The 13,148-nt window shown below is 69.3% G+C and carries 12 protein-coding genes and 3 pseudogenes; 7 read left to right on the top strand and 8 right to left on the bottom strand.

Annotation, left to right across the window (positions count from 1 at the left end; genetic code table 11):
• Window positions 1-84: 84 nt before the first annotated feature.
• Complete coding sequence (locus tag JK364_RS14710; RefSeq protein WP_201851418.1) at window positions 85-1,317, bottom strand: NAD(P)-dependent malic enzyme; 1,233 nt, start codon at window positions 1,315-1,317, stop codon at window positions 85-87.
• A gap of 509 nt (window positions 1,318-1,826) precedes the next feature.
• Here JK364_RS14710 and JK364_RS14715 point away from each other — a divergent pair.
• The 3 genes from JK364_RS14715 to JK364_RS14725 are packed head-to-tail and all read left to right on the top strand — an operon-like array spanning window position 1,827 to window position 4,520.
• A complete protein-coding gene (locus JK364_RS14715; protein WP_201851420.1) occupies window positions 1,827-2,780 on the top strand; it encodes an ABC transporter substrate-binding protein in 954 nt (317 codons plus the stop codon).
• 43 nt (window positions 2,781-2,823) lie between these two features.
• Window positions 2,824-3,762 (top strand): amino acid ABC transporter permease, encoded by a 939-nt coding sequence (locus JK364_RS14720; protein ID WP_201851422.1) that lies wholly within the window; start codon window positions 2,824-2,826, stop codon window positions 3,760-3,762.
• 5 nt (window positions 3,763-3,767) lie between these two features.
• Window positions 3,768-4,520, top strand: a complete 753-nt coding sequence (locus tag JK364_RS14725; RefSeq protein WP_201851493.1) for an amino acid ABC transporter ATP-binding protein — start codon at window positions 3,768-3,770, stop codon at window positions 4,518-4,520.
• A gap of 207 nt (window positions 4,521-4,727) precedes the next feature.
• On the opposite strand, the gene JK364_RS14730 is transcribed toward JK364_RS14725, so the two are convergent.
• Window positions 4,728-5,516 (bottom strand): class I SAM-dependent methyltransferase, encoded by a 789-nt coding sequence (locus JK364_RS14730; protein WP_201851424.1) that lies wholly within the window; start codon window positions 5,514-5,516, stop codon window positions 4,728-4,730.
• A gap of 118 nt (window positions 5,517-5,634) precedes the next feature.
• On the opposite strand from JK364_RS14730, the gene JK364_RS14735 reads away from it, so the two are divergent.
• The gene (locus JK364_RS14735; RefSeq protein ID WP_307841283.1) at window positions 5,635-6,294 is read left to right on the top strand and encodes a CGNR zinc finger domain-containing protein; all 660 of its coding nucleotides are present in this window, start codon (window positions 5,635-5,637) and stop codon (window positions 6,292-6,294) included.
• Window positions 6,295-6,362: 68 nt separating this feature from the next.
• Here the strand turns inward: JK364_RS14735 and sodX are convergent.
• Window positions 6,363-6,674: pseudogene (gene sodX, locus JK364_RS14740) on the bottom strand (nickel-type superoxide dismutase maturation protease); the annotation flags it as partial.
• A gap of 162 nt (window positions 6,675-6,836) precedes the next feature.
• Here sodX and sodN point away from each other — a divergent pair.
• Window positions 6,837-7,232 (top strand): superoxide dismutase, Ni, encoded by a 396-nt coding sequence (gene sodN / locus JK364_RS14745; protein ID WP_201851426.1) that lies wholly within the window; start codon window positions 6,837-6,839, stop codon window positions 7,230-7,232.
• A gap of 114 nt (window positions 7,233-7,346) precedes the next feature.
• Here the strand turns inward: sodN and JK364_RS14750 are convergent.
• The 4 genes and pseudogenes from JK364_RS14750 to JK364_RS14765 all read right to left on the bottom strand — a co-directional run.
• Window positions 7,347-7,883 (bottom strand): annotated as a pseudogene (locus JK364_RS14750) (HAD domain-containing protein); the annotation flags it as partial.
• A gap of 34 nt (window positions 7,884-7,917) precedes the next feature.
• The gene (locus JK364_RS14755; protein ID WP_201851429.1) at window positions 7,918-8,610 is read right to left on the bottom strand and encodes a class I SAM-dependent methyltransferase; all 693 of its coding nucleotides are present in this window, start codon (window positions 8,608-8,610) and stop codon (window positions 7,918-7,920) included.
• A gap of 1 nt (window position 8,611) precedes the next feature.
• Window positions 8,612-9,523 (bottom strand): phosphotransferase family protein, encoded by a 912-nt coding sequence (locus JK364_RS14760; RefSeq protein WP_201851431.1) that lies wholly within the window; start codon window positions 9,521-9,523, stop codon window positions 8,612-8,614.
• A 77-nt stretch (window positions 9,524-9,600) separates the two neighbouring features.
• A complete protein-coding gene (locus tag JK364_RS14765) occupies window positions 9,601-10,350 on the bottom strand; it encodes a hypothetical protein (protein ID WP_201851434.1) in 750 nt (249 codons plus the stop codon).
• 223 nt (window positions 10,351-10,573) lie between these two features.
• Between JK364_RS14765 and JK364_RS14770 the strand changes: the two genes are divergently transcribed.
• Together JK364_RS14770 and JK364_RS14775 are read left to right on the top strand one after the other, a co-directional pair.
• The gene (locus JK364_RS14770; protein WP_201851436.1) at window positions 10,574-11,929 is read left to right on the top strand and encodes an NsdA family TPR-like regulatory protein; all 1,356 of its coding nucleotides are present in this window, start codon (window positions 10,574-10,576) and stop codon (window positions 11,927-11,929) included.
• Between the two features lies 1 nt (window position 11,930).
• Window positions 11,931-12,461: an NUDIX domain-containing protein gene (locus tag JK364_RS14775; RefSeq protein WP_201851438.1), complete on the top strand. Its 531-nt coding sequence runs from the start codon at window positions 11,931-11,933 to the stop codon at window positions 12,459-12,461.
• A 98-nt stretch (window positions 12,462-12,559) separates the two neighbouring features.
• On the opposite strand, the pseudogene JK364_RS14780 reads toward JK364_RS14775, so the two are convergent.
• Window positions 12,560-13,042 (bottom strand): annotated as a pseudogene (locus JK364_RS14780) (transposase family protein); the annotation flags it as partial.
• Between the last annotated feature and the right edge of the window lie 106 nt (window positions 13,043-13,148).

Consider the following 13,148-nt stretch of genomic DNA (forward strand, 5'->3'; position numbering starts at 1 on the left):
GCCCGGGGCCCGTGACGTATCACCTGGGCCCGTGACGTATCGCCCCTGCGCCCGTGACGTATCCCCCGGGCCCCCGGCTGGGCGTCAGCGGCGGGCGACGCCCTCCGCGCGGGCGGCCGCGGCGACGGCCGCGGTCACGGCGGGGGCGACCCGCTCGTCGAACGGCGAGGGGATGACCTTGTCCGCGCTCAGCTCGTCGGCCACCACGGCGGCCAGCGCCTCGGCGGCCGCGAGCTTCATGCCCTCGGTGATCCGGGAGGCCCGGACCTGGAGGGCGCCCGCGAAGATGCCGGGGAAGGCGAGGACGTTGTTGATCTGGTTCGGGAAGTCGCTGCGCCCGGTGGCGACCACCGACGCGTACTGGTGGGCGACGTCCGGGTGGATCTCCGGGTTGGGGTTGGCCATCGCGAAGATGAAGGCGTCCGGCGCCATCTTGGCCACCGCGTCCTCCGGCACCGTGCCGCCGCTGACCCCGATGAAGACGTCGGCGCCGTCCAGCGCGGCCTCCAGGGAGCCGGTGAGCCCGGCCTTGTTGGTGAAGCCGGCCAGCTCGCGCTTGACGTCGGTGAGGTCCTCACGGTCCGGCGAGACGACGCCCTTACGGTCGCACACCGCCACATCGCCGATGCCCGCCTCGGTGAGGATCCGGGCGATGGCCACACCGGCGGCGCCCGCCCCGGAGATGACGGCGCGCAGCTGACCCAGCGCACGGTTCGTCAGCTTGGCGGCGTTGCGCAGCGCGGCGAGGGTGACCACCGCCGTGCCGTGCTGGTCGTCGTGGAAGATCGGGATGTCGACCCGCTCCTGGAGCTTGCGCTCGATCTCGAAGCAGCGGGGCGCGGAGATGTCCTCCAGATTGACGCCGCCGAACGAGGGCGCGAACCGGGCGACGGTCTCCACGATCTCGTCCACGTCCCGGCAGTCGAGCGCGATCGGCACCGCGTCCACACCGCCGAACTGCTTGAAGAGGATCGCCTTGCCCTCCATCACCGGAAGGGACGCCTCCGGACCGATGTCGCCGAGCCCCAGCACCGCGCTGCCGTCCGTCACCACGGCGACGACCTGGGACTTCCAGGTGTAGTCGTGGACGAGCTCGGGCTGCTCGGCGATCGCGCTGCACACCTTGGCCACGCCCGGTGTGTACGCGAGGGACAGATCGTCCCGGTTGCGCACGGGCACGGTCGCCTGGACGGCCATCTTGCCGCCGCGGTGCAGGGCGAACGCCGGATCGAAGGGCTCCCCATCGGTCACGCCTTCGACTCCTTCGCCGCTGCCGCTTGTGCTGTCGCTGCGAGGATTGACCATCTCCGCTGCCACTGTTTGACCCCTTTGTCGTTTTTCTGTCGAGGGTATCCGCCCCAGGTTCGGAGCGGGCGGGCACCGCGTCGCCCCATTCAGCGGATGACCACCGCATGGGTGTGGGTACGGACGCCGGGCGCGTCGCACACGCGCCCTGAGCCCCGGGTGAGGGGTGTAGCCGTCTGTTCTACCTGAAGCGCGCGTCGAGGGACGAACGAGTTCTGGTGCCATGACGCCGGAAAACCAGGCATTGCGCCTGAAGGCGGGCGAAGCTCTAGGGAAAGTCCACGCCGCTGTCACGCGCTGTTCCCCGCGTGATCATGAGCCCGCCCGCGTCACCGGCCGCCGCTGTCCGGCCGGTACCGCTGTCCGATTGTGCACCACGGGGATCGCCCGTTATCCGATTTTGACATGGCCGACGGCCCGTACGGGCCCGTCCGATGGCAAGATGCCCCAATCACACGAGATCGCGACACCCACAAACGTGTTCCCGAGATCTCCCCCCTCACCCTGCCGGAGGAACCAGCATGACCGCCAGCTTCACGCCCCGTGGGGCCACCCTGAAGTCCCGGATGGCCCCCGTCGGCGCGATAGCGGTGGCAGGCGTCCTGCTGCTGACGGGCTGCGGCGATCAGACCAACAAGGCCACGGGCGGGTCCAACAGCAACTCCGCCCCGCTGTTCAACCAGCTGCCCAAGGAGATCCAGAGCGCCAAGGTGATCAAGGTGGGCTCGGACATCAACTACCCGCCGGTCGAGTTCAAGAAGAACGGCGAGGTCATGGGCATCGACCCGGACGTCGCCGACGCGCTCGGCAAGCAGCTCGGGGTGAAGTTCGAGTTCAACAACGGCACCTTCGACACCCTGCTCTCGGGTCTGCGCTCCAAGCGCTACGACATCGCCATGTCGGCCATGACCGACAACAAGGGCCGCCAGGAGGGCGTCGACCCGGACACCGGGAAGAAAGCGGGCGAGGGTGTCGACTTCGTCGACTACTTCACCGCGGGTGTCTCGATCTACACCAAGAAGGGCGCCAACTCGTCCATCAAGACCTGGGACGACCTGTGCGGCAAGAAGATCGTCGTGCAGCGCGGCACGGTCTCCCACGACCTGGCCAAGTCCCAGTCGAAGACCTGCCAGAAGAACGGTAAGGGCAAGATCTCGGTCGAGGCGTTCGGCAATGACACCGAGGCCCAGACCCGGCTGCGCGGCGGTGGCGCCGTCGCCGGGTCCAGCGACTTCCCGGTCGCCGCGTACGCGGTGAAGACCTCCGGCGGCGGCAAGGACTTCGAGCTCGTCGGCGATCAGGTGGAGGCGGCCCCGTACGGCATCGCCGTCGCCAAGAAGAACACCCAGCTGCGCGATGCCCTCAAGCAGGCCCTCGCCCTGATCATCGCGAACGGCGAATACGACAAGATCATCGCGAAGTGGGGCGTCAAGGACGGCGCGGTCACCAAGGCCATCATCAACGGCGGCAAGTGATCCGGCCCTCCCCCGTCCGCGCTCGCGCTGAAAGGCACCATCCGTGACTACTAAGATCGAACAGGCGGGTCCGGTCGACACCCCGCCGCCGGCGCCGGAGAGCATCAAGGCCATCCCGGTGCGGCACTACGGCCGCTGGGTCGCCGCGATCATCGCCATCGCCCTGATCGTCCTGCTGATCTCCGCCTTCGCCCGCGGTGACGTCAACTGGAACGCCATCCCGGACTACTTCTTCGACGGCGAGGTCCTCAGGGGCGTTCGCAACACCGTCTGGATCACCATCCTCTCGATGGTGGTCGGTGTGGTCCTCGGCATCGTCCTCGCGGTGATGCGGCTGTCGAAGAACCCGGTGACCGCCTCCATCGCCTGGGGCTACATCTGGTTCTTCCGCGGCACCCCGGTCTATGTGCAGCTTCTGGTCTGGTTCAACCTCGGCCTGGTGTTCGACTACATCAACATCATGCCGATCTACAAGGACGAGTGGTCGGACTTCATGACCCCGTTCCTGGCCGCCCTGCTGGGCCTGGGCCTGAACGAGGCCGCGTACATGGCCGAGATCTGCCGGGCGGGCATCCAGTCGGTCGACGAGGGCCAGTCCGAGGCCGCCCAAGCGCTCGGCATGAGCCACGCCAAGACGCTGCGCCGGGTGGTGCTGCCGCAGGCGATGCGGGTGATCGTGCCGCCGACCGGCAATGAGTTCATCAACATGCTCAAGACCACCTCGCTGGTGATCGCGGTGCAGTACTGGGACCTCCTCCAGGCCACCTCCGAGGTCGGGCAGAACTCCGGCGCCACGGCGGAGATGCTCTTCCTCGCGGCCGCCTGGTACCTGATCCTCACCTCCGTGCTCAGCGTCGGCCAGTACTACCTGGAGCGGTACTACGCGCGCGGCTCGAGCCGTAGCCTGCCGGCCACCCCGCTGCAGCGGGTCCGGGCCAATCTGCTCTCCTTCAGCAACCGCTCCGGAGGTGTCAGCGCATGACCGCCATGGTGAAGGCCGAGGGCGTCCACAAGTCCTTCGGCCCGGTTCAGGTCCTCAAGGGCATCGACCTCGAGGTCGCCCCGCGCGAGGTCTTCTGCCTGATCGGCCCGTCCGGCTCCGGCAAGTCCACCTTCCTGCGCTGCATCAACCACCTGGAGAAGGTCAATTCCGGGCGGCTGTACGTGGACGGCGAACTGGTCGGCTACCGCCAGAAGGGCGACAAGCTCTACGAGCTCAAGGACCGCGAGGTCGCCGAGAAGCGGCGCGACATCGGCATGGTCTTCCAGCGCTTCAACCTCTTCCCGCACATGACCGCGCTGGAGAACGTGATCGAGGCGCCGGTCCAGGTCAAGGGCGAGTCCAAGGCGGTGGCGCGGGAGCGCGCGCTGAAGCTGCTGGACCGGGTGGGCCTCGCCGACAAGGCGGCCAACTACCCCTCCCAGCTCTCCGGCGGTCAGCAGCAGCGCGTGGCGATCGCGCGGGCGCTGGCGATGGAGCCGAAGCTGATGCTCTTCGACGAGCCCACCTCGGCGCTCGACCCGGAGCTGGTCGGCGATGTGCTCGATGTGATGCGCGGGCTCGCGGAGGACGGCATGACGATGATCGTCGTGACGCATGAGATGGGCTTCGCGCGCGAGGTCGGGGACTCGGTCGTCTTCATGGACGACGGTGTGGTGGTGGAGTCCGGGCATCCGAGGGAGGTGCTGACCAATCCGCGGCACGAGCGGACGAAGTCGTTCCTCTCCAAGGTGCTGTAGGCGCTCCGCTGGAGTACGTCGATCATCGTCCGCGGCACCGTCGTGGCTGGTCGCGCCCGCGCGGCGGAGCCGCACATCGACACGGCCCCGCGCCCCTTCGGGGCGCCACCGAACCGCAGCCGACTTCCGCCGATCCGCTTACGCCGCATATGCGCGAGGGCGGTACGGGCACCTGCCCGTACCGCCCTCGCGCGGTCCGTCCCGGGATCACTTCAGCCCGAGCACCATCGCGTCCGAGGGCGAGCACCAGACGGCCCGCGCCTCCCCGAAGCCCGCCGCGCGCAGCGTGTCCGCATGCCAGGCGACCGGCTGGAACGCCTCGGCCACGCCGTTCGCGTGGTCCGGCCCGTCGGCCGGATTACCGAAGATCGCGAACCGCTCGGCCACCGGCGCCGCCAGCGTCTCGTCCCGCGCGGCGGTCCGCCACCAGTCCGCCCAGTCCTGGGTGCCCGCGGCCTTGGCCCGCGTCCGCCGCGCCTCCTGGTACGCGTGGTCGGCGGCGTTGAGCCGGGGCGTGGCCGGATCGGGCATGTGGTCGGCGTTGAGGAACACCCCGCCCTCCCGCACCACGCCCGCGATCCGCCCGTACAGCGCCCGCAGCTCGTCCGAGCCCAGCCAGTGGAGCGCCGTGGCGGTGAGGACGGCGTCGTACGCGCGGTGCGGCAGCCGCTCGGTCCAGCCGGGGTCGCGCAGATCGGCGGTCACGAACTCGGCGCGCGGCTCGGCGGCGAAGTGGCCGCGGGCGATCGTCAGCAGCGCGGGGTCGAGGTCGACACCGGTGCTGGTGGCGCCCGGGAACCGGCGCAGCGCCCGGTCCGAGATACTGCCCGTGCCACACGCCAGGTCGAGGATCCGGGGCTCCGGGCCGACGACGGCCTCGACCGTGTCGAGCATCACCCGGAACCGTTCCTCACGATCGGGGAGGTACCACTCCTGCTGCCGGTCCCAGCTCCGCTGCCACGCCTGCCAGTCCGCCACGGCGACGGTGTCCGTCATCGAGCCCCTCCAAGCCATGCGTCATCGTCTCGGCGCAGCCGCCCGTAATACCCTCGTAGGCAGAACGCCTATTACCTGACCTGATGCGACCATAGACCGCCGTTCGTAAGGACCACAAGTGGAACTGGCTTATTACTCGGATCTCGCCGTGCGCCTGGTCAACAGCGAGGAGCCGAGCCGCGGCACCGACACCCTGACCTCGGTGGAGGCCGTACGGGCGCTCTTCGGGGAGAGTCAGCAGGCCCGGCGGACGACCGACGCGGATGTCACCCGGCTGAGGTCGGTCAGGGCCCGGCTGCGCGCGGTCTTCGAGGCGGCCGCGGGCGGCGACGAGGTGCTGGCGGTGGACCTGCTGAACGCGCTGCTCATCGAGTTCCCGGTGAGCCCGCAGATCTCCGGCCACGAGACCCGCGACGAGGACGGCCGCCCCGACTGGCATATGCACATCGCGGACTACGCCGCCAGCGCGGGCGCCGGATACGCCGCGACCGCCTCGATGGGGCTGGCCTTCCACCTCACCGAGCTGGGCGCCGACCGGCTGGGCATCTGTGAGGCGTCACCCTGCCGCAACGCCTATCTCGACACATCGACAAACCGTTCCCGGCGCTACTGCTCCGACCGCTGTGCCACCCGCGCCAATGTGGCCGCCTACCGCGCCCGCAAACGCCTGGACGCCGAGCGGACGGCCGGCGCCGAGCGCAGCCGCCGCCAGGACCGCGAACCCACGGGCCGCACGGCGGACACCGCCCAGGAGACCAGCCCGGCCATCGACCGCTGACCACCGCGCCCGGCGCTCCGCCCGGCGCTCCGCAGCGGCCGCAGCCGCACCCAGGCCCGCGCCACCACCAGCTCGTCCGGCACGACGCCGAACTCCCGGCTGTCGTTCTCCACGTACGGGTTGTCGCCCTTGACCCACCAGCCGCCCTCGCGCCGCTCCACCGCGCGCTTGACGATCAGCAGGTCCTGCCGGAACGGATGGCGCAGAACCACCACGTCTCCCGGCCGTACAGGCACCCCGTAGCGCACCACCAACTGGTCGCCGGGGTACAGCGTCGGCTGCATCGACGGGTTGTACACCTCCGCGAGCCCGATCCGCAGCAGCCCGCGCTGGTCGCGGTCCGGCTCCTGCCCGCGATCGCCCCGCTGCTCCCGCTGCATCACGGCACCTCCGGTCCTCACCCTGTGCACCCCTCACGATCCCAGGCATCCCAGCCTTGCACTGGACTTTTGACCTAAGCCCCCCGGGGCACCCGAGAAAAGGCTTCCCCCACGGAGTAATCTCGCACCTGAGAAGACGATCACGAATGGAAGGACAGCTCTATGCTCTCCCGCCTGTTCGCCCCCAAGGTTCAGGTCAGTGCCCACTGTGACCTGCCCTGCGGTGTGTACGACCCGGCCCAGGCCCGTATCGAAGCCGAGTCCGTCAAGGCCGTCCAGGAGAAGTACCAGGCCAACGAGGACCCGCACTTCCGCGCCCGTGCCACCACCATCAAGGAGGAGCGCGCGGAGCTCGCCAAGCACCATGTCTCGGTGCTGTGGAGCGACTACTTCAAGCCCCCGCACTTTGAGAAGTACCCCGAGCTGCACCAGCTGGTCAACGACACCCTCAAGGCCCTGAGCGCGGCCAAGGGCTCGACCGACCCGGCCACGGGGCAGAAGGCCCTGGACTACATCGCCCAGATCGACAAGATCTTCTGGGCGACCAAGAAGGGCTGACCCCGCCCTTCCTTAGCAACACCAGACCGCACCCGAGCCGCCCCGAGTGGCCCGGGTGCGGTCTTCTTTGTGCGGCCCCGCATCGGTTCCACTTGAAGCACCGGATGCACCTGTCCGCATGGCCAGCAGCCGCCCCGCCCACGCTCGGGCCTCGGCCACGTGTTCAGCCTGCATCCCGGTACGGGGATCCGGTTGGATCAGCAAGGTCACCGCGCCGCGGGCGGTGCGCTCCACGGCCCAGGCATGGTCGAGGCCGGTGAAGTCGTCGTCGATCCACACAGCAGGGGCGTCAGCCAGCCACACGTCCACATAGTCGCGCTTCCACAGGTAGCCGTTGGGTTGGCTGGTGGTGATCTTCGGGCGCGGCAGGTCGACATGCGGCAGGTGCGGGAGACCGAGGAGCGGCCCGATCAGGGTGGCGGCGTCCTGCCGCCAACTGGTGCACCAGACGGGGGCGACCAGACCCGTACTGATCACGTCCATGAGCATGAGGCCGTGGGCGGGGTTAAGCCAGATGGTGACCGGGTCGTCGGCGCCCCGGCCGGTGGGGACGACATCGTGACGGGCATGGGTGGCCGAGGTCGAGCCGTCCGCACCGGGGAAGGGTACGAGGACGCCGTCGACGTCGAGGAGGAGGTAGGGCGGGCGCATCGATTCCTCCAGGGGAAGCCGGAGCGAATGGCTGTCAGAGCCTGCGAGCGTGGATCAGCAGGGTGGTGGGCCAGTGGCCCATGCGGGAGTCGTGGAACTCCTGGGTCGAGGTGAGGCAGAAACCGGCTTGGCCGAGGTGCTTCTCCCACCGGTCGGTGGAGAACTCCCAGCGGGCGATGGGGAGCCGGGTGCGGTCGAGGAGGGTGACGTAGTCGCGGCGAGGTCGATCGTCGCCGGAGGGGCTTCGGCCGCCGCGCTGCGGGTGGGGGACGGAGAAGGCGAGCACCCGGCCGGGCGTGAGGCGCTGGGCGATGGCCGGCAGCAGGAGCTCAGGGGCGACGAGCCCTACGGCGCCGAAGACGGAGTAGATCGCGTCGAACTGTTCGTCGGAGGCTTGCAGGTAGTGCAGAGCGTGGCCGGCGACGAAGGTGAGGTTGTTCAGCCGTCCGTAGTGGGAGCGGGCGCGGCGGACCTGGAGACCGACCAGGTCGACGCCGGTGACGTGAGCCCCGTGGCGGGTAGCGAGATGGGCGGCGTTGTGGCCGGGGCCGCAGCCGAGTTCCAGGAGCCGCTTGCCACGCAGGTCGGGGCCGAGGACGTCGGCTCCGGGCCCTTGGCCGGGTCGGGTGGTCCACTCCGTCCGGGCAGGTACGGCGAGGGGTTCGGCGAGTGCGGCGGCGGTGCGCTGGAGGGCGTGTGCATGCCATGGGGAAGCCTGGGCGAGCATGTCAGATCTCCAGGAAGTGGAGGACATCGGTGAGGTGGCGGCGGACAGCCTTGACGTAGGCGGGGTCGGTGGCCGGGTTGTTGATCCAGCGGATGGACTGCTCCACGAACCACTCGACGGCCCACATTCGGTGCCAGCCCAGGGCCCAGTTCTCGGCGGTGAGCCCGCCGCGCCGGGTGAGGGCGTCGGGGGTGCCGCCGGCGGTGACGTACTGCTCCAGGAAGACGCGCAGGCGCACAGGGTGTGGGGGCTCGATGGTGCCGTGCCAGCTGGCGAGGTCGAGCAGGCCGGGGCCGGTGAAGGCACGGGCGAAGTCCAGCAGCCGCCAGCCACGCTCGCCGATGTGAAGGCTGGTGGGATGGAACTCGGAGTGCACCCAGCCGAACGGTGCCAGCGTCGCTCCGGCCGAGCGGGCGTCGGCGGCCTGAGCGATCCGGTCGAGCGCGTCCTCGACGTCGTCGGCGTCCCGCCACCGGTCGGCCTTACGCAGCCGTTCGAGATGCTCCAGCGCACGGGCCGGCAGCCTGCGCAGCCGCTCCTGGTCGAGGACCGGCAAGGGCGGAGCCGTATGGGTACCGTGCAGGACGACAGCCGCGGCGACGCCGTCCAGGTCATCGGCGTCGCGGACAGACGGCCCAAGGTCCTCCATGAGCATGCCGAGCCAGCCGTCCAGAACGGCAGAGGCGTGGACCTGAGGGACGGGAAGACCGAGAGTGTGGGCCAGGCGGAGGGCTTGGTCCTCGCTGTCGAACGGCTTCTTGGCGTACTTGAAGATGGCCGTGGCGCCGTCCGGGAAGGTCACGCGCTCAACTCCGGACATGGACCACACACGCACCTCCTCCCGTACGGCGGTGGACTGACCGGCCACGGTGAGCAGGTTGTCGAGGAGTTCGGCGCTGGGATTGGGGCTCATGGGGGCTCCGGTCGGTGGGAGGCGTCCGGGACGGGCGAGAAATGCCGCCCCGCCCCGGAGCCTGATCGGGTGGTGGGTTACGCGGCGGGGTTCACACGGTGGGCGTAGACCTGCTCGATCCAGCCCGCCTTGAACGCGGAGAGGTGGTCGCGGAAGTTCGCCATCGAGGCACCGTAGGGCGCGACCACACCGCCGGCCTGGTCCGGCACAGACTGGCAGCCGTGCACGAGTCGGCCACCGAGCGCGGCATGAGCCTTGATGGACTCGATCCGGCGGTGCTCGTTGAACCAGCCGCCGTGGTAGACCTCGTCGAGCATCCCACCCATCGCGTCGTCCAGGTCGAAGACGACTGAGGTAGCGGCGGGGAAAAACCAGCACAGGCCGACGTTGGAGATGTGGCCGTCCAGCTCGACCTTGTTGAGCGCCATGAGCGTGGCCGCCTCGCGGAGCATCCGCAGGTGGTCGGCGGTGATCTGCGGCAGGCCGAGGCCGACCAGGTGCTCCTCGCGGAAGAGGTAGGCGTACACCTCGTACGCGGTGGCCAGGACACGGGCCGCGTCGGAGGTGAACTCGCCGTGGTCCTTGATGAAGTCGAGCGCGAGCTGCTCGACCGCGCTCTCGGTCGTCTCGTCCACGCCGAGGAGCTGGGCCTTGACCAGTTCCCAGTCGGCGACGAGCCAACTGCTGGACTCGAAGAGGAAGAAGTACTCGGCCGGGTCGATGGTGATGCGTCGACCGTCGATCTGGATGCCGGGCAGGCGGCTCCAGCGCGGGTCGAACGCCTCGGGCAGCTCGGCCGTGATCGCCGTGGTGTCGATGGTGGTCACCGTGTCTCCGTCTCTGTTTGGCCGGGTCCGGGCGCAGGAATGCCCGAACCCGATTTGGGCGTACAGAACTTCGGGGAGCCGCCCGGACCAAGAGGGAGCCTGGATCACGGTCGCGCCGTTCCGGGCGGCTACTGATAAGTGAACCGGCGGTCACGCACAGTGGGTACGGTGGGAGGCAGTTGAAGCGGTATACGCGGTTTACAGCTCCGGAGCGGAGGCGATCGTGGCGGGGCAGAGAGACCCCAACTCCCGTCTGCGCGATGTCATCGATGCGGCCGACTGCACCTACGAGGCCCTCGCCAGAGACGTGCGGCGTATCGCCGCCGAGAACGGCGAAATCCTCCAGACCAACAAGTCGGCCATCTCGCACTGGGTGAACGGCACCCGCACCCCTTCGGGCCGGGTAGGTCAGTACCTGGCCGAGGCGCTGTCTCGCCGAGCGGGACGCACGATCACCCAGACCGAGATCGGCCTCCATGCCGGAGACGCCGAAGAGCGGGCGGAATCCGACCCCGTACTCGCCGTCACCGACTTAGGCCGCGCCGACGTCGAGCGCCGCCGCTTCCTCGCCATCGCGGCTTTCACCACCGCCGGCGTCGCCATGCCGCTCAGCCACGACCACGAGGCCACCGCTCGCATGCTCCGTGCCCGCACCGGCACGTCCCTGGTCGGCGGAGAGGACGTGGACGTCGTACGCCAGATCACCGCGGCTTTCAGCGCGGCCGACGAACGCCTCGGGGGCGGCCACGGCCTGACCACAGTCACCGCGTACCTCGCCGACACCGCCGCCCCCATGCTTCGGGGCCGATTCCCCAGCGAAGCCTTACGTCGGGCCGCGTTCGGCGCGGTCGCCGAACTCGCCTACCTCGCTGGCTGGAAACACCACGACCTCGGACACGAAGGCGCAGCCCAGCGCTACTACCAGGTCGGCTACCAACTCGCCTGCGAAGCTGACCCGCATGGCCACGCCGCCTGGATGATGCGCGCCCTCGCCCACCAAGCCCTCAGCCTCAAACAGCCCCACCACTGCGTCGACCTCGTCGAAGGGGCCCTCAGCCGCGGCCTTGGCCATGTAGACGGCCAGACCGAGGGGCTGCTCCACATCACCCACGCCCGAGCCTACGCAGCCGTCAACGAGCGCCTCTTGGCCGCGCGCGCCCTCCTCGCCGCCGAAGACGCCCTCCTCCGCGACGACGGCCCCCAACCCAGCTACTCCCGCGTCAGCGGCCCCGCCGCCGGCACCGTCACCAGCCACACGGCTCGTACGCTCACCGACCTCGCCGACCATATCGGCACCGAGCAGCAGCACCGGGACGCCCTCACCCGCTGGGACCCCGAGAAGTACAAGCGCGTCCATGCCCTCACCCACGCCGACCTCGGCGACAGCCTCGCCGCCCAGGCCCGCGCCGACGAAGCCGTCGCCGCCTGGACCCAAGCCTTGGTCCTCATAGAAGGCATGACCTCCGACCGCACCCGCAAGGCGATCACCTCGATCCGCTCCACCCTTGCGGTCTACCAGCGGCGCAAGGTGCCCGGCGCCGCCGATCTCGCCCGCCGCGCCCGCGAGGCGCTCGCCTAACATGCCCAACAACCCGCCCGACGAAGGGAACACCGTGGCCCAGCAGACTGACGCCCAGCCGAAGGCCCTCAAGCCGGCCCTGGAATCCATGACCCTGCTGGTCGCCGCCGTCATCGTCCACGACAAGGCCACCAACCGCGTCGTCCTCCTCCAGCGCAGCCAGAACGCCAAGTTCGCCCAGGGCATGTGGGACCTCCCCGTCGGCAAGAGCGAGCGGGGCGAACCGATCACCGAAACCGCCGTACGCGAGCTGTACGAAGAGACGGGCCTGACCGTGAAACCGGAGGCTCTGAAGGTCGCCCACATCATCCACGGAGCCTGGGGCGTCGAAGCGCCCAATGGCTTCCTCACCGTCGTCTTCGCCGCCCACGAATGGACCGGCGAACCCCAAAACCGCGAACCACGCAAGCACGCCCAGGTCCGCTGGGTCGACGCCGACGCCATCCCCAAGAAGTTCGTGGGCACCACCTCAAGCGCCCTCCACCGGTATCTCGCTGGGGGACCCGAGGTCTCGCTCGACGGCTGGCAGTAGAGACACCTACTGCCCACAGTGGCTGACGGGGGCCATCGCTGGAGCTCCCGCTTCAATGCCATGCGACCGCAGCCACCGGCCCGCTAGCAGAAAAGCGCCTCCCACGCCTTGCAGTCGTTCCGGTTACCTGTGACCGGCCAGCCGACGGCGACCACCAAGCGGGTGTCGGCGTCGATGACGACCTGGTGGTTGGTGGAGTACCGGTAGTTCTTCGACTGCTCGGCGACCGTGTGATCCCGCGTGGGGACCAGGGTGCCGTCCACGATCAGCACGGTGTCCTTCTGGAATCGCTTGCGACGCTGCAGGGCGAGCGCGGGGCTGAGGTGGTCGATGATGCGGTCGGCTGCCGACTTCGAGATCCCGAACAACGGGGCAAGCTGCCTCAGCGTCAGATTAGTCCGCCAGTACGTGGCAACCAGCTGCACCCGGTCCGCCAGCGGCAGGCTCGACGGGCGGCCCTTGCGGACCGGGTCCACACCCTCCCGCCGGAGCGCGGTGACGAGCTTGCCGAACTGCCGCGGACTCAACCCGGTGAACGGGGCTATCCAGGAGGGCTCCGACACCGTGATCACACCAGCCACGGCGAGATCATCTCACCCGTGACCAGCAGTTACGGGACAACCCTTAAAGCGTGTTGCAGAAGGCTGTGATCAGGGCATTTCCCTTGTATGCGTGGGGTGTTGAGGG

The organism is Streptomyces endocoffeicus, from assembly GCF_016741935.1.
Taxonomy (GTDB): domain Bacteria; phylum Actinomycetota; class Actinomycetes; order Streptomycetales; family Streptomycetaceae; genus Streptomyces; species Streptomyces endocoffeicus.

Coding starts and splice junctions, on each gene's coding strand:
- sodN (WP_201851426.1), top strand. CDS start 6,837: ATGCTCTCCCGCCTGTTCGCCCCCAAGGTTCAGGTCAGTGCCCACTGT.
- JK364_RS14725 (WP_201851493.1), top strand. CDS start 3,768: ATGGTGAAGGCCGAGGGCGTCCACAAGTCCTTCGGCCCGGTTCAGGTC.
- JK364_RS14760 (WP_201851431.1), bottom strand. CDS start 9,523: ATGAGCCCCAATCCCAGCGCCGAACTCCTCGACAACCTGCTCACCGTG.
- JK364_RS14755 (WP_201851429.1), bottom strand. CDS start 8,610: ATGCTCGCCCAGGCTTCCCCATGGCATGCACACGCCCTCCAGCGCACC.
- JK364_RS14730 (WP_201851424.1), bottom strand. CDS start 5,516: ATGACGGACACCGTCGCCGTGGCGGACTGGCAGGCGTGGCAGCGGAGC.
- JK364_RS14775 (WP_201851438.1), top strand. CDS start 11,931: ATGCCCAACAACCCGCCCGACGAAGGGAACACCGTGGCCCAGCAGACT.
- JK364_RS14715 (WP_201851420.1), top strand. CDS start 1,827: ATGACCGCCAGCTTCACGCCCCGTGGGGCCACCCTGAAGTCCCGGATG.